Here is a 23,173-nt window from a genome sequence, read left to right on the forward strand (position 1 = left end):
AAAATAACCCACCTGGTCGTACGTCGATGTCCTTTGCGAAAAATTTAACGCTAACGCTCCTGCTGTCACTGGCTTCCCTGATCGCTGCCGGCCAGAAACAGGCTTGCGAATGCTTTGTGAAGGGCGTGGTGAAAGACCGGCATACGGGCCAGCCTATCGTTGGTGCCACAGTGCTCATTATAGGGCAGAACAACGGCGTTTTCACCGACGCGAACGGTCGTTATGAACTTCGCGATCTTTGCCCCGGCAACTATACACTGGAATGCCGCATTGTGGGCTACAATCCGTTTCAGCAAAAAGTCGATCTGACGGCCGGGCATGAAGAAAACTTCAACCTGCTCGAACAGGAAGTGCATTTGCACGATGTGGAAATCACCGCGCACCGGACGGACGCGCCTTCGTCACAACCGGTAACCACGATTTCAGGTGCCGATCTCGATAAAACACGCGGGCAAACGCTCGGCGAAAGCCTGAAAGGCATAACCGGCGTCACCACCATGCAAACCGGTTCGTCTATCGCCAAACCGGTTATTCACGGCCTGCATAGCAACCGCGTGCTGATTATGAACAACGGCATTCGCCAGGAAGGCCAGCAATGGGGCTCCGAGCACGCACCGGAGATCGATCCGTTCATCGCAACGAGGATTTCGGTGGTAAAAGGCGCCGCGGGAGTCCGGTACGGTTCGGATGCGATCGGCGGGGTAATCCTGGTGGAACCCGAAGAGTTGCCCGTCGACAAACCCGTTAGCGGCGAACTGAATGCGGTAGGGTTTTCCAATGGCCGGCAGGGCGTTTTATCGGGCACCGCGCAAGGTGGGCTAAGTCTTATCAAAGGTTTTGGCTGGCGCGCGCAGGGAACCATCAAGCGTGGCGGCAATATCCGTACGCCGAATTACTACCTCGACAACACCGGCATCAGCGAAAACAACTTCTCGCTCGCTGCCGGTTATCGCCATAAGGGCCTGGGAATCGATGTATTTTACAGTCGTTTTGATACGCAGATAGGCATCTTCTCCGGCTCGCACATCGGCAGCGTTACCGACTTGCTGAATGTGATCAAAAACGGCGAACCGTTCGTTAAATCGGGTTTCAGCTACGCGATTAACCGCCCCAACCAGAATGCGACGCACGAATTGCTGAAAGCCGAAACGCATTACCATTTCCAGGACGGTAACCGCCTGCAATGGACGATCGCGCGGCAGTACAACAACCGCAACGAGTTCGATTTGCACCGGCCCCGCAACGACAGCATAGCGGCGCTCAACCGCCCGGAACTGACATTCAAACTCACTTCATTGACAAACGACGTGGTTTGGGACCACAAACCCCTTGCCGGAAAGATCAGCGGGCAGGTCGGTGTAAGCACATTATACCAATACAACCTGATGAGCGGCCGCCCGTTGATCCCCAACTTCAACCAGTTCAACATCGGCCTGTTCTGGATAGAGCGGTACGTGACCGGCAAATGGGAACTGGAAGCCGGCTTGCGTTACGATTACCGGACATTGAAAACCTACCGGATCGTAAACCGTAAGAAAATCGCCGACCACTTCGATTTCGGCAATTTTTCGGGAACGGCGGGTGCTACGCGCAATTTTTCAGAACGTTTTTCCGCGCGGGTGAACGCGGGTACGGCCTGGCGCGCGCCTAACGTGAGCGAGCTGTTCAGCGACGGCGTGCACCATGGCGCAGCCGCATACGAGAAGGGCGACGCCACCTTGCAACCCGAAAAAGCGCTCAATTCGATCGCCAGTGTGAAGTACGCCGCGCCGAAATGGAGTGTCGAAGTGGGGGGGATATTACAATTATATTTTTGATTTCATTTACCTGAAACCGCAACCGGAGCCCATTCTGACGATCCGTGGCGCATTTCCCTACTTCAAATACACACAAACCGACGCTTCTTTCAAAGGCATCGACGTGACGGGCAACTGGGAATTTTTGAAACGGATAACGGTTTCAAGCAAGCTCACTTACCTGCGCGTGTATGACGAGCGAAACGATAATTATCTGGTGATGATCCCGCCGAACAGGTTGGACAGCCAATTGAAATACCAGTTTCCCGACCGCGGCAAATGGAAAGACGGCTTTGTATCAATCGGAAACCTGCTGGTAGCAGAGCAGAAACGCGTTCCTGAAAACAGCGACTTCCTGCCGCCGCCCAAAGCCTATTCGCTCTGGAACCTGCAAGCCGGTACAACGCTGCACCTTACCGAAAAGCAGCTGCTCGAAATCGGCATTAATGTGCAGAACCTTTTTAACGCGGTTTACAGGGATTACCTGAACCGCTTCCGTTACTATGCCGACGACATGGGCCGCAATGCTTCGCTTCGCCTGAAATGGAAATTCGGTGCCTGAAAACGAGTTTTTAATCACAATACTTAATTAAATCTACAACATATGAAAATGAACCGTAAGCTGACCTGGATGATGCTAGCCGGGATGACAATGGCATTCGTGCAATGCAAGGATTCGGGCGACGATGTGGAACCGGACGACGAGAATGAACTGATCACCTCCGTGACGTTGAAGTTCACCGAGCAGGGAACCTCCAACGTCAGCAGCTTCTCCTATAAGGATGCGGACGGCGATGGTGGTAATGCTCCCACAAGGTTCGATACGATTTCACTGAAACCGAACACGACGTATACGCTGGCTATCGAGCTGCTCGACGAGAGCAAATCGCCGGTTGACGATATTACCGAAGAAGTGGAAGAGGAATCCGACGAGCATTTGTTTGTGTACACGCCCACTCCGGCGGCATTGCTGACGTACACTTACGGCGACAAGGACAAAAACAATTATCCTATCGGTCTCACCGGCTCCGCAAAAACCGGTGCGGCAGGCAAGGGCACATTGAAAGTGCAGTTACGCCATCAGCCGGGCGCCAAAAACGGAACGCCGACACCTGGTAGCGACGACGTGAATCTCGATTTCCAGTTGAAAGTACAGTAAAACAAAAAAGGATCGGCCGAATGACCGATCCTTTTTGGCTAGTTACATTTCGGGCAAACGCCCTGTATCAGCAGATTGAAATGCTCGGGATGATATCCGTCCGGCAGTTGCACGGCGGGAATGTGCAGATTTTCCAGGCAATTGGTTTCGCCACACGCGCTGCATTTGAAGTGAATGTGATCGTGCTGGTGCTTTTCTTCCGAACAGCTGTGGGAGCACAATGCGTAGCGAAGCCCTTCGTCGTCGAGTACCTTGTGAATAATGCCTTTTTCGAGGAACGTCTTAAGTGTCCTGTATATGGTTACGCGGTCGTAGCTCTCTCCCAACGCACCTTCCAGATCACCGTGCGATAATGCGTTCTTCCTATTGATAAATGTCGAAAGCACGTCTTCGCGACACGTGGTCGTACGCAGGTGATGCACTTTCAGCGTTTCTCTTAACTGGTCCATTGTTTCCAACAGTTTGATAATTCCTCCCTTCTAAAACCCTTCCCGCCAAAGTTAAGTTCTAACGGGTTCAAATTCCAAAGATTCCGATTACACTTTCATGGCCTGAAACTACCCGTTAAAAATTTTCTGCAACGCGGTTGCAAGTTCAACCCGATCGTGTTACTTTTGCAACATTATTGTATGTAGGAAATGAAAGCAGTACACTCACATGGCAGGGCCGACTACATTGGGATATTAGGATCCGTGTTGTGCATTATCCATTGCCTACTGGTTCCCGCATTGGCGCTCGGTTCGTCGGTGGCTAATCATAGCCACACACATATCGGCCTTATATCACTCGATTATTTTTTTATTCTGATCAACGGCGTCGCGGTTTTCTACGCCACCCGTGACCACCGCTCTCCGGGCATTCGCGTCCTGCTTTGGGGCGCATTGGCGGTTTTTTCCGTGTCGCTCATTTTCGAAGGCCGCCATCAGGTCTTCTCATGGCTGGGTTACGTCGGTTCGGGCCTGCTGATCATAGGCCACTTCCTGAACCTCTACATTTGCCAGATCGCCCCGCGATTGAAGTACAAAACCCGCTGATCATTTATCGTATTCCACTTCGAAACGGCTGAGGTCGGGGCGGTTAGAGTGCTTGCGGTCTAATTCATATTCAAAAAAAGTCTTGCCCAGATCGGCCATAAACGGGAAACCGACGGTTTCGTAGTCGTACTTGTCATCGTTGAAGATTCCGTCCTCGTTACAATAGATCACGGCTGTCAACATAAATTCTATCCCTTTCTCAAAATCGGCGATGTAGGCATTGTCGAGCAGGAAGCCATATGCGTCGCCGCATTTATTGAAAAGGCGGATATGACGCGGTAGCCTCGTTTTCGTAGCCCCGAAAAGCAGGAATTTCACATAACCATCGTAGTAATCGTCGGTATAGCTCGCCGGGTAACTCGTTTCCACCGGAAACTGCGACATATATTGGTACAGAAACCGGTAATCGTCCTCCGTCAGGTTAAACCGCTGCGAAGGCGGCACCTGGTCCGGAAAAAAAAGCGTTTTCAGCAGGCGATGCTGCTCTTCAAGGGGAAAGAAGTTCTTTTTGGTAAAATCGAACGGCTCGTTCACCAGCGCACCGTCCTTCATATAACCTTTGCCCAACATAATAGGTCCGGGCACGTTATATTCCTTCCCGTTAAACTTTGCGGGCTGCTCGAAAACGACCTTCCCGTCCTTTTCGAACCTGATCGGATTCGTGTAACGGTTGTTTTCCGGGCCGATCGGCGAGTCGAGACGGTGCAGAATACGACAGTCTTTAAAGCCTTTTTTATGCAGGCTGTCATTAAATTCCTGTTGGCCGATGAATTCATACAGCCGGTTAAAAGCATCGTTATCACTCGCGAGCAGGATTTTCTTCGCATAATGGGCAACGGACGGCAGCCCGTTCTCCGAGCTCGTGTCGGCTTTGACGGCCGTCTGTTCGGGCCTTACCGCGTCCGTAAACATCGGCGTATATTTATCGATCCCCAACTTGTTCAGTTTTTCGAATGCGAGCGCAACTGCCGGTAGTTTAACAGTGCTGGCCGGATAAAAATACTCGCCGGTATTTACCCGGTAGCCATGCGTAGTAAAATGCGGGACGTTGTTTTTATTCCTGTCGATCTTCGTGTACAGGATTTGCACCTTGTATTTATCGGGATTTTGCAGGATTTCCGAGAACCGCTCGGGATGCTTTTTTAATAGTTTTTCGATGAAGTTATCCGGGTGATATTGTGCGTGGGTTGGCAGGGCGGCCAGTTGTAACGACAAGAAAAGCAACAGTTTATGGTTTCTAAAAAAAAGCATGGACAAATCGGGCACGTGTTAGCCGAATATACGATTTTTTATTTTAAAGGGTACCCGGAATTATATTTTACTCCATGCATCCTTTTCCTGTCAGACTTAAAATAGGGCAAATAATGGAAGAAAACAAGTTGCGTAGCAGGGGCTGGTTTGGCAAATCAGGTAAGGACGGGTTCATTTACCGTGCCTGGATGAAAAATCAGGGTTATCCTGCTGACGAGTTCGAAGGACGGCCGGTAATCGGCATTTGTAATACATTTTCGGAGCTGACGCCCTGCAACGGGCATTTCCGCGAGCTGGCCGAGTCGGTAAAACGCGGGGTGTGGGAAGCGGGAGGCTTTCCGCTTGAATTCCCGGTGATGTCCCTCGGCGAGACGCTCATTAAGCCCACCGCGATGCTTTATCGCAACCTGGCGAGCATGGACGTGGAAGAATCCATCCGCGCGAACCCGATCGACGGTGTGGTATTGCTTTGCGGCTGCGATAAAACTACGCCCTCGCTCGTCATGGGCGCGGCGAGTGTGAATATCCCGACGATCGTCGTATCCGGCGGACCGATGCTTACCGGCCGCTACCGGGGAAAAACCATCGCCACCAGCGATGTGTGGCGTTTCAGCGAAATGCACCGCAAAGGCGAGCTTACGCAGGAAGAACTCTACACCGCCGAAGCCTGCATGTGCCGCAGCGACGGCCACTGCGCGGTGATGGGTACGGCCTCTACCATGGCCTGTATGGTCGAATCGCTTGGATTGACTTTGCCCGAAAACGCGGCAATCCCGGCGGCCGACTCGCGCCGAAAAGTGCTGGCGCATTTGTCGGGGCGGCGTATCGTGGAGATGGTGAGGGAAGACCTGCGCCTGTCGCAAATCCTGACCCGCGAAGCATTCGAGAATGCGATTATGATCAATGCGGCTATCGGTGGTTCCACCAATTTCGTGATCCACCTGCTCGCTATCGCGGGGCGGATCGGCGTGGACCTCAGCCTGGACGATTTCAATGATCTTTGCAAAAAAGTGCCCCTCCTGCTCAACCTGCAACCGTCGGGCGGGTATTTTATGGAAGACTTCTACTATGCCGGGGGTTTGCCGGTTGTTATAAAAGAACTGAGCGGGATATTGCACCAGTCGGTGATTACGGCCAATGGCAAAACCATGGCCGAGAACTGCGCCAGCGCCGAATGCTTCAATCCGGAAGTAATCGGCACGATGGCGGAGCCGGTTAAAGACCTTACTGGACTGGCCGTAGTACGCGGAAACCTTTGCGAGAACGGGGCGGTGATCAAGCCGTCGGCATCGCTGAAACCGGAACTGATGCAGCACCGCGGCAAGGCGATAGTATTCGAGGACATCGACGACTACAAAGCCCGGCTCGACGACCCCGACCTCGATGTGGATGAAAACAGCATATTGGTATTGAAAAATGTAGGCCCGAAAGGTTATCCCGGTATGCCGGAGGTGGGCAATATGTCGTTACCCAAGAAGCTGCTCGCCCAGGGCGTCATCGATATGGTGCGTATTTCCGACGGCCGCATGAGCGGGACGGGATTTGGAACGGTTGTTTTGCACGTGTCGCCCGAGGCGGCTGTGGGCGGCAACCTCGCATTGGTACAGGACGGCGACTATATCGAACTGGATGTGGAAAACCGGCGGCTTCACCTGGAAGTATCGGATGAAGAACTGGCACGTCGCCGGCAGCTTTGGAAACCGCTCGACCTGGGCTACAACCGGGGTTACGTAAACCTGCACATCGCCCACGTCACGCAGGCACACGAAGGCGCCGACCTCGACTTTCTCAGAGGAGGTTCGGGAGACCAGGTAACGAGAGATTCGCATTAACGGTTCAGGAATGCAGCTGCCAGGGCAGCTGCATTCGGGACTACAAATTCAGCATGGAAATGAGCAGCCAATTATTTGATAACCACGTCGCGATCGTAACCGGTGCCGGCCAAGGCATCGGCTTTGAAATAGCGAAGCAACTGGCCTGCCAAGGCGCGGGGGTTATCCTGAACGATACCAACAAGACCCTCGCCGCCGAGGCAGCCAAAAAAATACGCAACAAGGAAGGCGAATGCGTGGCATTTGCGGGCGACGCTTCCCAGCCGGAAGTGATCGACGCGATGGTCGACGAGGCCATTAAGTGCTTCGGCAAACTCACATTAACGGTGTGCAATGCCGGCATCACGCTTTTCGGAGATTTTTTTGAATACCCGATCGACAGCCTGAGGAAAGTGCTTGAAGTGAATTTGATGGGTTCTTTTCTACTCACGCAGGCGGCAGCGAAGCAAATGCGCAAGCAAAAGTCGGGCGGCCGGATATTACTTATGTCGTCGGTAGTAGGGCATCAGGCACATCAGTTTCTGGGGGCTTACGCGATGACCAAGGCAGGGCTCGAAATGCTCGCCAAGAACCTCGTGCTGGAACTTTCCCCCCACGGCATTACGATCAACGCCGTGGCACCGGGCGCTACGTTAACGGAACGTACATTGGCAGAAGATCCCACTTATCCCAAAACCTGGTCGGCAATAACACCGATGGGCCGTCCGGCGATCTGTGAGGACATCGCCAATGCCGCATTATTCCTCCTGTCGCCGCATTCGGGGCATATTACAGGGCAAAGCCTGATCGTCGACGGCGGCTGGACGTCTGTGAGTCCCCTGCCCGACCTGAGCAATATGAATGTCAGAAAAAGTTAGGATTTACTCTCCCGAGAAAAGCTGTGCTTCCAGGTCATCGATGCTACCGTCTTTCGAAAAGAAAAGCTCCCGTGGCTTGGAGGCAGCACTCGGGTTTACGGTCATGAAACTGCGGTACTGTTCATCGGAGATGATTTTCAGTGACAACGCCCGTTTCAGGACCATCGGGAACGGTACTTTGAAGAAATTGGCGATGTCCGACGCGAGGAATTCCGGGATTTTGGAAATATCATTCCGGAAAAAGCTTTCCACCTCCTCAAACGGCAGCAATGCCTCAAAAATAAGTTGCTCGGATCGCGCGGCGAGCGATGCCGTGTTGGCATAAATGGTATGCAGGCCGAGGGAGACCGTCAGCAAGTGAATATGGTAATTGCGCTCGTTGACTTCGGAAGCCGCGTTGACAAAAACCCATCCCTTCTGGTGGTAAATGGCTGAAAAGCCCTTGAATTGCGGATCCACATGATGCAGTTGCGCGATCTTGATGCCTTCCGGGTACGGCAACTTGTGCCCGATCTGGTGCACGATATCCTGCGCGTAGGAAATGTCGGCCACCTCGCCTGCCGGCTCGATCATCCAGTCACCATTTACCAGACCTTCGAAGAGCTGATCGGCGATCCGCTGGCTTTCTACCTGGCCCAAATGCAGGACGATGCGGTTACCACGGACAGAAAAGTCAAGAAGGAGCTGATTTTTGGGTTGCTTCTTAGGCATAGCGGAATGCTGTTGAGGTGTCAGGTTCAAAGATACGTCCTTCCGTTCTCCACCGCAACTACCGCCCTGTAAATTTATCGCCACTGCAATGTATTGAGCAATTGCAGCATATCTGCCCGCAAATAGTCGATTACCGGTGCGAGAGAATCGTTTTTCGTAGCTGTGGGGAAATAAATGGCCCCTCTCATGAAATGCGTGGTGCTGTCGGTGGTGTAAAACTGGTACGGGCTCGGCACATCGCCTTCGATTTTGAAGAGCATTGCCGTCCGCCCTGTTTTGCTCAAAACACGCTGCTCCTGAATCGACGACGCACGGATCTGGTGCTTGCTTGCGAGTTTATAGCTATCGTCGATGAAGGCCTTCAACAGGGCCGGGTTGTTGCGGAGCGGCTTGTAAGTGAGCTGGATATTGGCTTTGAATTGCGGATAATTGATGAAAATCCAGTCCTTTTCCGCCATTTTAAAAGTGTCGGGCTCTACAACCGCGTATTTCGAGTATTCGAATGTGTAAGGATGTTTTTCGGTCAATGGCCGGTAGCTGTGGGCAGGCAGGTCGATGCGGTTATAACCTTTGGGTTTCGGGACATAGGGTTGCTCCCCTTCTTTTTTGCAACCTGAAATAAAAAGCAGTGAGGCAGGCAGGAAAATACTAAAAATAAGTTTGTACATAAATATGGGTCCCGTTGGCAAACATGCGCAAAACTAACGAAAACGTCGGAACATTATTTTTGCCCCCGGCCCCGGAAACAAAAAAAGCGAAACCGTTTGTAACGGTCCCGCTCTCCGGCATCCTCCACGGTTACTCGACGGTAACCGATTTGGCGAGATTTCTTGGCTGGTCCACGTTCCGGCCCCGCATCACTGCAATGTAATACGATAGCAGTTGCAGCGGGATCACGGAAACAAGCGGCGTCAGAATTTCATGGGTATTAGGCACCTCGATCACAAAATCGACCATGCCGGGAATCAAAGTATCCCCTTCCGTCACGATCGCGATCACCCGGCCTTTACGGGCTTTCACTTCCTGAATGTTGGAGACGATCTTTTCATAGGAACTGTCTTTCGTGGCCAGGAAAACCACCGGCATATCCTCGTCGATCAACGCGATCGGGCCGTGTTTCATTTCCGCCGCCGGGTAACCTTCGGCGTGGATGTAGGAAATTTCTTTGAGTTTCAATGCGCCTTCCAGTGCCACCGGAAAGTTCAAACCACGGCCCAGGTAGATGAAGTTGCGCGCATAAGTGAATATAAACGCGATCTCCTTGATTTTGGAGGCATTTTCAAATACCTTTTCCACCTTCGCCGGGATCGTTTCGAGTTCGATCAGCAACTGCCGGTAAGTTTCTTCCGAAATCGTCCCTTTGCGCTTCGCGACGGCGATGGCCATCAGTGTGAGCACAGTCACCTGGGCGGTAAATGCCTTGGTACTGGCCACACCGATTTCCGGGCCCGCGTGTGTATAGGCGCCTGCATGCGTAGCCCGGGCGATAGACGACCCCACCACGTTGCAGACTCCGAATATCGTCGCCCCTTTGGATTTGGCGAGCTCTATCGCCGCCAGGGTATCCGCCGTTTCGCCCGATTGCGAAATGGCTATTACAATATCATTTTCCCTGATCACCGGGTTCCGGTAGCGGAATTCGGAAGCGTATTCGACCTCCACATTAATGCGCGCCAGTTCCTCGAAAAGGTATTCCGCGACGAGGCCCGCATGCCACGAAGTACCGCAACCCACGATAACGACGCGATCGGACTGCGCGAGCTTGTCGAGGTAATCGTTCAGGCCTCCGAGTTGCAGGTGCGCGTCGTCTGCGCGCAGGCGTCCGCGCATGGAGTCGGCGATGGAACGGGGTTGCTCGAAAATCTCCTTGATCATAAAATGGTCGTAACCGCCTTTTTCGATGGTTTCGAGCTCCATTTCCAGCTTTTGGATGTAGGGGGTTGTTTCCCTTGTGCTTTCGAGGTGCTGAATGCTGAGCTTGCCTTCGTTGATTACAGCCACTTCGTAATCGTCGAGATAAACCACGTCTTTGGTATACTCCACAATCGGCGTCGCGTCGGAAGCGAGGAAATATTCGTTTTCACCCACCCCGATCACGAGCGGGCTGCCTTTCCGCGCCGCGATGAGCTGCCCGGGATGGTCGAGCGACATGACTACAATGGCATAGGCGCCTACCACCTCTTTCAATGCCAGCCGAACCGCTTCTTCAAGCGTGGCACCTGTTTCTTTCTGCACGTCCTCTATGAAATGAACCAGGACTTCGGTGTCGGTATCGCTCAGGAATTTGTGGCCTTTGCCGATCAGGTTTTGCTTAATGGCCGCGTAATTTTCGATAATGCCGTTGTGAATAATCGATAACCGGCGGTTGTTGGAGAAATGCGGGTGGGCATTTACGTCGTTGGGTTCGCCATGCGTGGCCCAGCGCGTATGCCCGATGCCGATCCTGGCGCCGAGCTGCTTTCCATTCAGCTCCGATTCGAGATCGGACACTTTCCCCTTTTTCTTGTAAATATTCAATTCGCCATTTTCAAGCAGTGCGATTCCCGAGCTGTCATAGCCACGATATTCCAGGCGTTTCAGTCCTTTTAAAATCAAAGGATATGCCTCCCTGTTTCCAACATAAGCCACAATTCCGCACATATTCTTAAAATATTTTATTTTCTGTGTATGTAAACGACGGGGGCAAATAAATGGGAAACGGCGGTCGTTAGCAAGCTAATTTTTAATTAAATACTAAAAAATATCCAATTTATCGACAGTGCTCGAACACACAAAACATTCCTTAAAACACAAAAAAAGCCGGCGACTCTGAAAATCGCCGGCTTTTTGCCCTGTGAAATGTATCTGCTAGCTTACCAGATCGTTATAGAGATTGTAATACGACTCGGAGAAATTCTCTTCGTGCTCATCGAGCTGCACACGTTTCGGCGCATTGTTGAAAATTTCGTTGAGACTTTCGCTGCAATGCTCTTCGGCTTTCAGCACCGCGTCGGCATAAGCACATCCGATTTTGACAAAACCTTCGAAATCGGCAGAATGCAAATGCGCCAGCGCTTCGTCGCTCACGTCCATGGCCTTGGCCTTGTTCTGCAAATCCGCATCGAATTTGTAGTCAAATGCATTGTTATGTACGGTAAACACACTTTTCGTATCCTTAAACATCGGATCGTTGCGGTAAGTGGTTTTAAGGTACAATGGAATCAGAGCCGTCATCCAGTCATTACAGTGCACCACGTCCGGGGCCCATCCCAGTTTCTTAACTGTTTCCAAAACACCCTTGCAAAAGAAGATCGCACGTTCGTCGTTGTCATCGAAGAAGTTGTTTTCCTTATCGAAGAAAACGGATTTGCGATGGAAGTAATCGTCGTTATCTATAAAATAGACCTGCAACTTCGCATTGGGAATCGAAGCTACTTTTATAATTAGCGGCTTTTCTTCATCTCCTACGGTAATATTGATTCCTGACAGTCGAACTACTTCATGAAGCCTGTTTTTGCGTTCGTTGATCAACCCGAAACGCGGAACGAGTATCCTGATTTCTGCCCCTTTTTCCTGCATTGCCTGAGGAAGTTTTCTTACGTAATCGGCAACATCGGTGGTTTGGAGGAAGGGATTGATTTCACTGGCTACATACAAAATTCGTAGTTTCTCCATAGATCTTTTAGCAGTTTGTGAAAAAAAGTTTTGCAAAATTATACAAAAAAAACGGCAATTTCAAAAGATATTCCAAACTAATTGTCATATTGCGCCCAGTTTGGGATTTCCCTGTCCTGATGTTTCCATAATCTGCTTTGCGGCCTCTGTTATGTTAAAAAAGCAACCGTAGCCCACAGGTTACTCCCTCAGTTTTCAGATTTTACATGGAAGTATTCACTTCGGTCAAAAGCCTCCGCCAGTACCTCGACCAGCAGATTTTACAGCAGAAAACCATAGGTCTCGTGCCCACGATGGGCGCCCTGCACCAAGGCCATATTTCGCTGATCGAAGCCGCGAAAAGGGACAACGATATCGTCATTTGCAGCGTGTTCGTAAATCCCACGCAGTTCAACAATCCCGAAGACCTCGCCAAATACCCGCGCACGTTTGAAGCCGATCGTGCCATGCTTGAAAATGCGGGCTGTTCGGCGGTATTTGCGCCGTCGGTGGAGGAAATGTACCCCGAGCAGCCTGTACTGAAAATCAATTTCGGGGCATTGGAAACGGTGATGGAAGGTGCTTCGCGGCCGGGGCATTTCAATGGCGTCGGCATCGTGGTTTCGAAACTGTTCAATATCGTGCGGCCGCACCGCGCTTACTTCGGGCAAAAGGATTTGCAGCAGGTGTCGGTAGTGCGCCAATTGGTGAACGACCTTGCATTCGGCCTTGAACTGGTCATATGCCCTACCGTTCGCGAAACGGACGGACTGGCGATGTCGTCACGTAACACGCGCCTGAATGCGGCCGAGCGTGCGATCGCACCACATATATACCGCATACTCGCGGGCGCGGGCGCGGACCTGCGTGCGGGCAAGCCGGTGAGCGACGCCATTAATTGGGCGAAAAATGAATTTGGGAAGATCAAAGAGTTTACCCTCGACTATTTCGAGGTAATCGATATCAAAACCCTGCTGCCGGTCGAAAAAATAGGCCCGGCGGGTGCTAATGCGATCTGCGTAGCGGCATTCCTCGGGCCGGTAAGGCTGATCGACAATATTATCTTTTGACAAATAGAACGTCGTTCTGAATCTTTTAGGAATGTCACGCTGAGCGGACGGGGCCGCTCAGCGTGACAACAATTATGCCAGTTTCCAGTCGCCGCGGTATTTGCGTTGTACAAACTGGTTGGCTTCGTCGAAGTTGGTAACCTTCATGTTCTTGCCATCCCACAACAGTTTCTTGCGACCGGGGTAGTCGAAACCTTTGCCGTCGGCTCTCGCGGTGCGGAGGTTGTAGCTGCGGATACCGAGGTTACCCATAATCACTGTCTCGGTCAATGGACCGGCGTAGTCGAACGACGAAGTCAGCGCTTTGTGTTCCTTGCTGTTGAAACCGGCCTTGCAGGCATCGGTCCATGACACATGGTGGCCAAATTCCGGCATTGTCGTGTATTTGTTACCGAAATCGCCCTGCTTATATTCCAGTTTCGTGCCGTCTTTAAGGTATACTTTTGGTGCAATACCGTAGGTTCCGCAGGTCATTACCCCTTTTTCTCCAATCAAAAGCACGCCATTGCTGCTGTCCGGCTCGCCCAGCGGGTCGTTGGCGGGGATCAGTTCGGGGTGGAACGGCCGCAGACCGCCGTCGTGCCAAGTCAGCGTCACCTCCGATTTATTGATTTTGTTAGCAGGGAATTTCAATTGTACGCGTGAAGACGGCGGGCAGCCTTCGGGAATGTATTCTGGCGTCCAGTCTTTGATGAACACCTGCCCCACGGAGCATTCAACTTCCGTCGGATAGCCGAGGCCGAGCGTACGGAACGCCGGGTCGATCAGGTGGCAACCCATATCGCCCAATGCACCGGTACCGAAGTTCCACCAGCCCCGCCATTTGAACGGGTGCCATGCCGGATTGTAATCCACCCATTCGGCACAGCCTACCCACAGTTCCCAGTCGATGTCCGCAGGCACTTCATGTTTGCCGGTGGGCACCGGGATACCTTGTGGCCACACGGGACGGTTCGTCCAGACGTGCGCTTCATGCACATTACCAATAATGCCCTTCTTGAACCACTCCTGCATTTGGATCTGAGCGGGATTGGAAGCGCCCTGGTTACCCATTTGAGTCACGACCTTGTATTTACGCGCAGCTTCGGTGAGCATTCGGGCTTCATAAATATCGTGCGTAAGGGGTTTTTGTACGTACACGTGCTTGCCACGCTGCATAGCGTGCATCGCGATGATCGCGTGCATGTGGTCGGCCGTCGATACGGTAACCGCATCGATATCCTTACCCATTTCGTCGAACATCTTACGGAAGTCCTTGTACTTTTTCGCGTCGGGATGCAGTTCGAAATTCTTTTTCGCCTGGTTCCAGTCCACATCGCAAAGTGCCACCAGGTTTTCGGCACCTTTGTTCCACGCATTGTTCGTGTCAGAAAAACCTTTTCCGCCCACACCGATGCCGGCGATGTTCAGTTTGTCGCTCGGCGCTTTATATCCTTTTCCCAGCACGTGGCGGGGAACTATGAAGAAACTTCCAATGGCCGCTGCGGAGGTCTTTTGGATAAAGTCCCGGCGGTTAACGTCTTTCGGTTTGTTTTCTGTACTCATTGGTTTTGGTAATGAAAAAATAAAGTAGATTAATATGGATTAAAGGAATAAGTTTTTAATAGAGCTCGAATACTATTAAATCCCGCTTAAATATAATAATGTTCTCATGAAACCCATGAATAGGGCTGTTTCAATTCTTACTTTCCATACACCGAATAGCTGCTTTTGAGGTCATTTACGCGTATAAAGGGCCCGGTTGTGCAGGCGGGAACCGTCCCACCGGGGACGATGTTTTGATGGCTGGGTATTATTCCTGTAACTTTGCGGGGTAATGCATTTCAATCAGACCAATACCACCGGGTAATGCAAATCACAGTAATGAAATCGAAGATTCACCGTGTCAAGGTGACTCAGGCGGAATTGAACTATGTGGGCAGCATCACGATCGACGAAGATCTGATGGACGCCGCGGGGCTCATAGAGAATGAACAGGTTCACATTGTAAACAATAACAATGGCGAACGTTTTATCACATATGTTATCAAAGGCGAACGGGGTACGGGTATGATTTGCCTTAATGGCGCCGCGGCGCGCAGGGTGCAGATCGGCGACATCATCATCATTATCGCGTACGGCACCATGACCCCCGAAGAGGCGAAGACATTCAAGCCGATGATCATTTTCCCCGACCACAATAATCGCCTGGTAAGCTAAACCTCCGCATTCCCTACACTACACCCAGCATAGCATGAAAAATATACTGCGTTACACGATATCGCTTGTCTTGGCTGGCGGTCTGCTCTGGTTTGTGTTCAAAGGCATTAATCTGGGCGAAATGCTCGACCGTTTTGCGAAATCCGACTGGCGATGGATCGCCGTATCATGTTTTTGCCTCCTGCTCGCGCACATTACACGTGCATGGCGATGGGGAATGCTCATAGAGCCGCTGGATCACAAACCGGCCATTGTAAACAGCACGATGTCGGTATTGACCGGCTATTTTGCCAATTACATCGTGCCGCGCATGGGCGAGGTAACGCGCTGCGGAACGCTGTACCGCCTGGAACGCATTCCGGTGAGCCTCAGCTTCGGTACCGTCGTGGCGGAGCGTATTTTCGATGTTATCATCCTCGTATTGATGATAGGCCTGAACTTCATCCTCGAATTCGACCGGCTCAGTACTTTTTTCACTGATTTTTTCCAAAGTAAAATAGGGAGCAGCCAGGGCGGCGGCTCGGGCAGTGGAATGCTGCTGGCTATTCTCGTCACCGGACTGCTTACCGTCGCCGTTGTCGCATTTATCATTTTCAGAAATGCCGTGCTGCGTAACAAATTGCAGCAGAATGCGATCATCGCCAAGGTGATCGGCTTCGCCCGGGGCATGCTCGACGGCCTGCTGAGCGTGCGTAAACTGCGCAACCCCGGATTGTTCATTTTCAGCACAATTATGATCTGGGTGCTTTATTACCTGGTTTCCTATGTGCTTTTCTTCTGCATTCCGGAAACTTCCCACCTGGGCCCGCTGGCTGGCCTGACGTTGCTGGTGGTCGGCGCGATCGGTATGACGGCCCCTACCCAGGGCGGGATCGGTGCTTATCATTTGCTGGTGGGGAATGTGATGGTCCTTTACGGACTTTCGCAGAACGACGGCATCACATTGGCGACATTCATCCACGGCGCGCAAATGCTGTTCATGCTCGTGATCGGTGCACTGGCATTCCTGTATGTGCTGATTGTGAATAAAAACAAAGTCGGAGAGCCGGAACAAGTATCTGCGGCAAACTAATTGTAACTTTAATAGTCCTGAAAAATGGAAATGGAGTATGTTACGTTATTCCATTTCTTAAATCCATATTGTCTTTTAAAATGAATTTGACAGAAAGCAAGATCCTTAGACTAGAAGAAGCGATCCCGACCATTGAAGCATGGCAACGTGCCGGGCAAAAAGTTGTTTTCACCAACGGATGTTTCGATATTGTGCATCTCGGGCACATCGATTACCTTGAAAAGGCCCGTGCACTGGGTGACAGAATGGTACTCGGCCTGAACACCGATGCCTCGGTAAGCCGCCTGAAAGGGCCGCTCCGGCCGGTCGTAAACGAATATGCGAGAGCAAGGTTGATGGCAGCGCTTTCATTTGTAGATGCTGTCATTTTGTTCGACGAACCGACGCCTAGTCAGTTGATCGAGGCCGTAAAGCCTGACATTTTGGTCAAAGGCGACGATTATAAGGTCGAGAACATCGCTGGCGCGGAATTTGTTTTAAGTAGAGGAGGTGAGGTAAAAACGATCGCTTTGGTACAAGGCTATTCGACTACCGCACTGATCGAGAAAATAAAACAAGGATATAAATAGCAATAACTATGGGACTTTTGATTGCTTTGATCGTAATGGGCGTAAGCCTTTACGTGCAATGGCGTTTGAAGAGTAAGTTTGAAGAATATTCACAAGTGGGATTGAGCAATGGAATGAGCGGTAAGGAAATCGCCGAGACCATGTTGCGCGAAAACGGCATTTACGACGTACGGGTGCTGTCCGTAGAGGGCCGCCTGACCGACCATTACAATCCTCAGGACAAAACAGTCAACCTGAGTCCCGATGTATATTACGGTCGCAGCGTAGCCGCTGCCGCTGTTGCGGCCCACGAATGCGGCCACGCGGTACAACATGCTACGGCTTACAGCTGGCTGCAATTCCGTTCGCAGATGGTGCCATTCCTGAGCATCGCATCGCAGTACATGCAGTGGATCATTCTGATCGGGGTGCTTTTGATCAATACCACCATCATTCCACTGACCATCGGCGTAGCGCTGTTCGCCGTTACTACGCTGTTCAGCTTCATCACACTGCCGGTGGAATATGACGCCAGTAACCGGGCGTTGGCCTGGATTCAACGCAACCGCATCGTAAATGAGCGTGAGTATGTAATGTCTGCTGATGCTTTGAAATGGGCGGCCCGTACTTATCTTGTAGCCGCTATTGGCTCACTGGCTACGTTACTTTATTATGTAAGCATGCTACTGGGTCGCCGGGACTAAAAGGAGTTTGAGGTTTAGAGTTTAGGGTCTAAAATTTGGAGTTTAAGGTCTAGAGTTTAGAGCCTAAAATTCAGTTAATACTGTTGTCAGCCTTCGCTCACGGGGCTGACATTTTTTTGCCCTATACAAACTCTCAACTCATAAACTCTTGACTCCTAAAAAGGCTTCTTCCGCTGGTTCCAGTACACCACCAAATTATGCGTCGCGCGGCCGGCGGCGATAATGTCTAGGTCGCCATCTCCGTCCAGATCCGCGGGCAGCAGATCCTCGCACGCGATCTTGATCTTTTCGTCCAAGGTGTATTCCGTCCATTTCTTACCCTCCGGATCGGTTCCCACATAAATACGTACGCCGGTTTCACCCGTCACATTAGGGTTACGCCAGCCCATTACCACCTGGTCGCGGCCTTGTCCGAAGAAATCCGCGCAGGCCAATGCGTGGCCTTCCTTGATACGGTCGGTGAGCACCGTGCGACCGTCTTTGGTATAAACCACCAATGCAGTGCCGTGCATCGGTTCAATGGTGGCCGTAAATAATTGCTTTTTACCCAAACTTCCCGTTCTGATCTCCCCCACTCCACGCTCCGGTACCATCCAGTTACCCGAAGGCGCCCAACCATCCGCCCCGTCCAGAAATACCTGCACCCCTTCTTTTCCTGCAATGGAGAGTCCGGCCATTCTCCCGGGAATCTCCATCGGCTGGAAATTGTGGGTCATATGCATGCCGGTTTCAACGAGGTTATAAGGCCAGATTCCCTTTTTATTCGCGGGAACATCGAATATGATCAGTTTTACGCCCGCCCCGGTCCCGCCCGAGTTGCCTTCGCCGTGCAGTGGTAAAACGGCCAGCTGAAAATCGCCATCGGCTTTCTTAATCCAATGCATCCGGTGAATAGTCACTTCGTGGTGCAAACGCACCGGCTCCCACCGTCCGGTACGGTCGTCGGGCGCTATCACATAGAATACCGCTCCCGATGTTTCCAGATCTTTCGTTTCCGAAGGGTTCCAGCCCGCGCCCACGGCCACTTCCACTTTGCCGTCACCGTCGATATCGCGGGCGGCAATGCAGACGTTGTCCTGTTCGGTGAGATCTTTGGCAATAATGTAGCGCGCCCATTTCTCATCTTTCTTCCCGGGATTTTTATACCAGGCAATCTCCTTTTTATCCGCAAGAAGAATATCCGGCTTACCGTCGCCGTCCACGTCGCCCGATGCCACGCCGTAACCGATAGCTACCTTGTCGTCGATCGTCTCGCCGTTGAAGGTGGCGGTTTGCGCAAATGCGGTCCCTGCCACTGAAAAAGCCATCGAGAGCAATAGTCTTTTATTCATATTCCTGAAAACCGGCAGTCGCCGATGGATAAAAATTTTAACCTATTTTTTCACAATATACTTCAAAAAGCGCTCTGCGGACTTCGAAAAAACAGTTTTTTGTGTCGCTTTCACCGTCATTACCTACTTTTGTGAATTAATGTGAAATCAAATATCCTTCATGAAAACAGTCCCTTTACATCAGCTCCACATCGATTTGGGCGCAAAAATGGTCCCGTTCGCAGGTTTTGAAATGCCTGTCCGTTACTCGTCGGATCTGGATGAACACCACACTGTAAGAAATGGCGTGGGTGTATTTGATGTATCTCATATGGGCGAATTCAATGTGAAGGGACCCGGTGCGTTAGCGCTGATCCAGAAAGTATCGGCCAACGACGCCGCCGCGCTTTATGACGGAAAAGTGCAATACAGCTACCTGCCCAACGCCACGGGAGGGGTGGTCGACGACCTGCTGGTGTACCGCATTGCTGCGGATGAATATTTCCTGGTGGTAAATGCATCCAACATCGAAAAGGACTGGAACTGGATACAGAGCCAGAATACGCAGGGCGTGCCAATGGAAAACCTGTCGGACTCGCTATGCCTTTTTGCGGTCCAGGGGCCGAAAGCGACAGCTACGCTGCAAAAACTGACGGACGTAGACCTTGCCTCGATGGAATATTACACATTCAAAATCTGGGAAATGGCTGGTATTAAGGACATTATCATTTCAGCTACCGGCTATACCGGAGCAGGTGGTTTTGAGATATACGTGCGAAATGAGCATGCCGCGAAAATGTGGGAAGCTATTTTCGAAGCCGGCGCGGAGTTCGGTATCAAGCCCGTGGGATTGGGCGCCCGCGATACGTTGCGCCTCGAAAAAGCATTCTGCCTTTACGGCAACGACATCGACGATGAAACATCGCCGCTGGAAGCTGGATTGGGCTGGGTAACCAAATTCAACAAGGATTTCATCAATTCCGAGGCTTTAAAAGCCCAGAAGGATGCAGGTTTGAAAAGAAAACTGATCGGTTTCGAAATGATCGACCGGGGCATTCCACGGGGGCACTACGAGCTGTGCGACGCAGCGGGCAAGAAGCTCGGAGAGGTAACTTCGGGAACGCAATCACCGACTTTGCAAAAAGGGATTGGACTGGGTTATGTACCAACCGAATTCAGCAAAACCGGCACCGAGATATTTGTAAAAGTCCGCGACAGGCTGTTGAAAGCACAAGTCGTAAAAACGCCATTTGTTAAAAACTAGCCCCTCCTATCAAGTCCGATTGCATTTCTATGAAACAACTTGACGTCTGTCTGACCCCGGATTTACTTCATCTTCACAAACTGGATAATTCGATAGTGGTGGTAGCCGATATTTTCAGGGCTACTTCCTGTATGGTAACCGGCCTCGCCTATGGCGTAAAAAGCATAACACCCGTGGCCAGTGTAGAAGAATGCAAGTTTTTGCAAGACAAAGGATACATAGCCGCCGCCGAGCGCGATGCGCGCAAAGTAGAAGGGTTCGACCTCGACAACTCGCCGTTCAGCTACATGCACGAAAGCCTGATCGGCGCGCAGATAGCCATGACGACCACCAATGGAACACTTTCTATTTCCAAGGCCAAATCGGCGGCGGTAAAGGTGATGATCGGCTCATTCCTGAACCTGGGCGCATTGGCCAATCATCTGAAAACCGAACCTTATGACGTACTGGTACTTTGTGCAGGCTGGAAAGGCAGGCCTAACCTGGAAGACACGCTGTTTGCCGGCGCATTGGCCGACGCTTTGAAAGATCAATTTATGCTGCTGGAAGACGGAACCCTGATGGCGCAGCGTTTATACCTCCAAAGCCGCGACAACCTGCTGGCGAGCGTTTCGAATTCATCGCACGTGCGTCGCCTGCAACGTCTGGGCATCCAGAAAGACATTTCCTATTGCCTGCAAACCGACCTTTACGACGTCGTTCCCGTTCTGAGAGGTGGCACGCTGGTATCCATGAATTAAGTATTTACTCAATCCAAACTGCATGTTCCGATTCGTCTTTGTCATTTTTCTGGGATTATTCCTCATGGCTGGCCATGCCGAGGCGCAGCGCAGGACCGCCTCGCCGAGAAAGCAGCTCGTCACTCCGAAGAAAAAAGCGCCCGCACCAGCCAGGCCGCAAGCTCCTGCCGTAGCGGACTCGACAAAGACCCAGGTACCGGCTGCCCCGAAAGACACATCCACGACGATCGCAGATACGCTGGCAGCGCCGGCCGGCAATGCGGCATCATCCGACACGCTCACCGAGGCGGCAGCGGAGGCAAAACTCCCGAAAGCGGACAGTATTCATTCGTATAAAATCACGATCGAAGACATTTCCTACCTCGCCGTTTGCCCGGGTACCAACATTACCATTCCTTTCAAAACGGAGGGGCCTTTCGATGAGGACAATACCTTTATCGCGCATATTATCGATGCGACCGGCAAATCGGTACCTATTTCGCTGCCGGTGAAGAAGAGTCCTGTAAAGGCCGTGATACCGTCCTATAAAGTCGGGGGCGAAGTGTACCGCATTCAGATCATCGCCTCCATTCCCGTCGTAAAAAGCCAGGAAGTGCCCCTGCGGCTTTTGCAAGCTCCTGCCGCAAAAATCGACCTGATCGACGGCACACAAACCGTACGCATTATGCCCGGGCAAGAAGCGCACCTGCGTGTGAGCCTCACCGGGGCTGCACCGTGGTCGTTCCGCCTTTCCGACAGCACTACGGTACTGCAAACGCTATCCAACCCACATTATATTACGGTAAGACCTGCCGATGTGAAGGCCTACCGCGTCACCGGCGTTTCCAACGCCTGCGGCAGCGGCACCACCTCGGGCGAAGCGATTGTAAATGTAAATAACAATCCCGAGCCTAAACTGGAATTGAAAGAAGTTGAAAAAATCGCAAAACTATGCGCCGGGGTCCCTTTTCAGGTGCCGTTCAATGCAACCGGAAAATACAAGGAAGGCAACAAATTCATCGTCCAGCTTGCGGAACGGGGCGGCGCATTCAAAAACATTTCAACGCCCGATTCGACCGGCTTTATCACCACCCAGATTCCGGACAGCTACAAGCCGGGCGAATATCGTCTGCGTGTGACTTCTACGTCGCCCTACCTCGTGAGCCAGACTGCGAACATTTCGATCGTTTCTCCTACCGTGGCAACACTTCAGAAAGATTCGTTAAGGTTGGGCGAAAACGAATCCGGAATGCTTACGGTGAAGTTTACCGGCGGGGGGCCCTGGTTCGTACTGCTTTCCGACGGTACTTACGAGAATAACATTCAGGAATCGCCTCATAAGATCAAGGTAAAGCCTTTTTATGACACCAATTACCAGATTACGTCGGCGGGCGGCCTTTGCGGCGTAGGCAAGTTCTCGGGATCCGCCAAAGTAACGGTAAAAAGCCCTCCAGCGAGCATTACACTCGACAAGCTTCCGCAAAACATGGTGTGCGCCGGATCAACAATCGATATTCCCTATAAAACGGAAGGCCGATATAACCCGAATAATAAGTTTACAGTACAAATGACCGATAAATCCGGAAGATTTGTGAGCCTGCCGACCACCGTGACGTCCACCGCCATGCAGGTAAAAATTGCCGCGGCGGCACCGGAGGACACCACCAAAATCCAGAAAATCCGTATTGTTTCCTCTTCTCCGGCAGTTTCGAGCGCTATCGAAGAACTGGAAGTGATCGCGCCCGATAAAGCTATCGGGGAAGTTTCCGGACGCGGCACTATTTCCGCCGGACGCTCCACCCGCATTCAATTGAAATTCAAGAACGGGCTTCCGCCGTGGTCATTCACCCTCTCCGACGGCACGGCGATCAACGGCACTTTTCTTAACCCGTACCTGATTTCCGTTTCACCGGCTTCTACCACAGAATACACTATTACTTCGCTAAAAAGTGGCTGCGGAACCGGCACCGGGCGGGGCTCGGCCGTCGTGACGGTAGAAAACTAGCATTCGGCT

Annotated in this window: 22 protein-coding genes; 14 read left to right on the plus strand and 8 right to left on the minus strand. The window is 51.7% G+C overall.

What is annotated here, in order from left to right; all coding sequences use genetic code 11:
• Positions 1-26 precede the first annotated feature (26 nt).
• Genes ABV298_RS09875 through ABV298_RS09885 form a run of 3 tightly spaced genes read left to right on the plus strand, consistent with a single transcriptional unit; the run spans position 27 to position 2,955 of the window.
• Positions 27-1,817 (plus strand): TonB-dependent receptor, encoded by a 1,791-nt coding sequence (locus tag ABV298_RS09875; protein WP_353721957.1) that lies wholly within the window; start codon positions 27-29, stop codon positions 1,815-1,817.
• The gene (locus ABV298_RS09880) at positions 1,780-2,358 is read left to right on the plus strand and encodes a hypothetical protein (RefSeq protein WP_353721958.1); all 579 of its coding nucleotides are present in this window, start codon (positions 1,780-1,782) and stop codon (positions 2,356-2,358) included. Before ABV298_RS09875 ends, ABV298_RS09880 begins: the two co-directional genes overlap by 38 nt.
• A 48-nt stretch (positions 2,359-2,406) precedes the next feature.
• Positions 2,407-2,955 carry a hypothetical protein gene (locus tag ABV298_RS09885; RefSeq protein ID WP_353721959.1) on the plus strand — a complete coding sequence of 183 codons (549 nt, stop codon included), beginning with the start codon at positions 2,407-2,409 and terminating at the stop codon, positions 2,953-2,955.
• 38 nt (positions 2,956-2,993) lie between these two features.
• On the opposite strand, the gene ABV298_RS09890 is transcribed toward ABV298_RS09885, so the two are convergent.
• Positions 2,994-3,404, minus strand: coding sequence for a transcriptional repressor (locus ABV298_RS09890; RefSeq protein WP_353721960.1), 411 nt, complete (start codon positions 3,402-3,404; stop codon positions 2,994-2,996).
• A gap of 189 nt (positions 3,405-3,593) precedes the next feature.
• On the opposite strand from ABV298_RS09890, the gene ABV298_RS09895 reads away from it, so the two are divergent.
• Positions 3,594-3,989, plus strand: coding sequence for a MerC domain-containing protein (locus tag ABV298_RS09895; protein WP_353721961.1), 396 nt, complete (start codon positions 3,594-3,596; stop codon positions 3,987-3,989).
• Here ABV298_RS09895 and ABV298_RS09900 read toward each other — a convergent pair whose 3' ends face one another.
• Entirely contained in the window at positions 3,990-5,204 is a 1,215-nt protein-coding gene (locus ABV298_RS09900) for a serine hydrolase (protein WP_353721962.1), read from the minus strand.
• Between the two features lie 149 nt (positions 5,205-5,353).
• On the opposite strand from ABV298_RS09900, the gene ABV298_RS09905 reads away from it, so the two are divergent.
• Together ABV298_RS09905 and ABV298_RS09910 are read left to right on the plus strand one after the other, a co-directional pair.
• Positions 5,354-7,072, plus strand: coding sequence for an IlvD/Edd family dehydratase (locus ABV298_RS09905; protein WP_353721963.1), 1,719 nt, complete (start codon positions 5,354-5,356; stop codon positions 7,070-7,072).
• Positions 7,073-7,131: 59 nt separating this feature from the next.
• On the plus strand, positions 7,132-7,929 hold the full coding sequence (locus tag ABV298_RS09910) for an SDR family oxidoreductase (RefSeq protein WP_353721964.1): 798 nt from the start codon (positions 7,132-7,134) through the stop codon (positions 7,927-7,929).
• A gap of 3 nt (positions 7,930-7,932) precedes the next feature.
• Here the strand turns inward: ABV298_RS09910 and ABV298_RS09915 are convergent, their stop codons facing one another.
• The 4 genes from ABV298_RS09915 to ABV298_RS09930 all read right to left on the minus strand — a co-directional run bounded on the left by ABV298_RS09915 (position 7,933) and on the right by ABV298_RS09930 (position 12,294).
• Entirely contained in the window at positions 7,933-8,640 is a 708-nt protein-coding gene (locus ABV298_RS09915) for a hypothetical protein (RefSeq protein ID WP_353721965.1), read from the minus strand.
• Between the two features lie 74 nt (positions 8,641-8,714).
• Positions 8,715-9,308 (minus strand): gliding motility lipoprotein GldD, encoded by a 594-nt coding sequence (gene gldD, locus ABV298_RS09920; RefSeq protein ID WP_353721966.1) that lies wholly within the window; start codon positions 9,306-9,308, stop codon positions 8,715-8,717.
• A 130-nt stretch (positions 9,309-9,438) separates the two neighbouring features.
• Positions 9,439-11,280: a glutamine--fructose-6-phosphate transaminase (isomerizing) gene (gene glmS / locus ABV298_RS09925; protein WP_353721967.1), complete on the minus strand. Its 1,842-nt coding sequence runs from the start codon at positions 11,278-11,280 to the stop codon at positions 9,439-9,441.
• A 207-nt stretch (positions 11,281-11,487) separates the two neighbouring features.
• Entirely contained in the window at positions 11,488-12,294 is an 807-nt protein-coding gene (locus ABV298_RS09930; protein WP_353721968.1) for a glycogen/starch synthase, read from the minus strand.
• A 206-nt stretch (positions 12,295-12,500) separates the two neighbouring features.
• On the opposite strand from ABV298_RS09930, the gene panC reads away from it, so the two are divergent.
• Positions 12,501-13,343 (plus strand): pantoate--beta-alanine ligase, encoded by an 843-nt coding sequence (gene panC, locus ABV298_RS09935; protein ID WP_353721969.1) that lies wholly within the window; start codon positions 12,501-12,503, stop codon positions 13,341-13,343.
• Between the two features lie 72 nt (positions 13,344-13,415).
• On the opposite strand, the gene ABV298_RS09940 is transcribed toward panC, so the two are convergent.
• Positions 13,416-14,888, minus strand: coding sequence for a Gfo/Idh/MocA family oxidoreductase (locus ABV298_RS09940; protein WP_353721970.1), 1,473 nt, complete (start codon positions 14,886-14,888; stop codon positions 13,416-13,418).
• A gap of 303 nt (positions 14,889-15,191) precedes the next feature.
• On the opposite strand from ABV298_RS09940, the gene panD reads away from it, so the two are divergent.
• The 4 genes from panD (at position 15,192) to ABV298_RS09960 (ending at position 17,866) form a co-directional block, all read left to right on the plus strand.
• Positions 15,192-15,542, plus strand: a complete 351-nt coding sequence (gene panD / locus ABV298_RS09945) for an aspartate 1-decarboxylase (RefSeq protein WP_353721971.1) — start codon at positions 15,192-15,194, stop codon at positions 15,540-15,542.
• A gap of 34 nt (positions 15,543-15,576) precedes the next feature.
• A complete protein-coding gene (locus ABV298_RS09950; protein ID WP_353721972.1) occupies positions 15,577-16,614 on the plus strand; it encodes a lysylphosphatidylglycerol synthase transmembrane domain-containing protein in 1,038 nt (345 codons plus the stop codon).
• A gap of 80 nt (positions 16,615-16,694) precedes the next feature.
• Positions 16,695-17,183, plus strand: coding sequence for a D-glycero-beta-D-manno-heptose 1-phosphate adenylyltransferase (gene rfaE2, locus ABV298_RS09955; protein ID WP_353721973.1), 489 nt, complete (start codon positions 16,695-16,697; stop codon positions 17,181-17,183).
• 8 nt (positions 17,184-17,191) lie between these two features.
• Positions 17,192-17,866 carry a zinc metallopeptidase gene (locus tag ABV298_RS09960; RefSeq protein ID WP_353721974.1) on the plus strand — a complete coding sequence of 225 codons (675 nt, stop codon included), beginning with the start codon at positions 17,192-17,194 and terminating at the stop codon, positions 17,864-17,866.
• 155 nt (positions 17,867-18,021) lie between these two features.
• Here ABV298_RS09960 and ABV298_RS09965 read toward each other — a convergent pair whose 3' ends face one another.
• On the minus strand, positions 18,022-19,197 hold the full coding sequence (locus tag ABV298_RS09965) for a VCBS repeat-containing protein (RefSeq protein ID WP_353721975.1): 1,176 nt from the start codon (positions 19,195-19,197) through the stop codon (positions 18,022-18,024).
• Between the two features lie 160 nt (positions 19,198-19,357).
• Between ABV298_RS09965 and gcvT the strand changes: the two genes are divergently transcribed.
• From gcvT to ABV298_RS09980, 3 genes are read left to right on the plus strand one after another with little or no spacing between them, the layout of a single operon-like run.
• On the plus strand, positions 19,358-20,440 hold the full coding sequence (gcvT, locus tag ABV298_RS09970) for a glycine cleavage system aminomethyltransferase GcvT (RefSeq protein WP_353721976.1): 1,083 nt from the start codon (positions 19,358-19,360) through the stop codon (positions 20,438-20,440).
• Positions 20,441-20,469: 29 nt separating this feature from the next.
• Complete coding sequence (locus ABV298_RS09975; RefSeq protein WP_353721977.1) at positions 20,470-21,180, plus strand: 2-phosphosulfolactate phosphatase; 711 nt, start codon at positions 20,470-20,472, stop codon at positions 21,178-21,180.
• A 22-nt stretch (positions 21,181-21,202) separates the two neighbouring features.
• Positions 21,203-23,164, plus strand: coding sequence for a hypothetical protein (locus ABV298_RS09980; RefSeq protein WP_353721978.1), 1,962 nt, complete (start codon positions 21,203-21,205; stop codon positions 23,162-23,164).
• The last annotated feature ends 9 nt before the right edge of the window (positions 23,165-23,173 follow it).

Origin of the sequence: Dyadobacter sp. 676 (assembly GCF_040448675.1) — a bacterium.
Taxonomy (GTDB): domain Bacteria; phylum Bacteroidota; class Bacteroidia; order Cytophagales; family Spirosomataceae; genus Dyadobacter.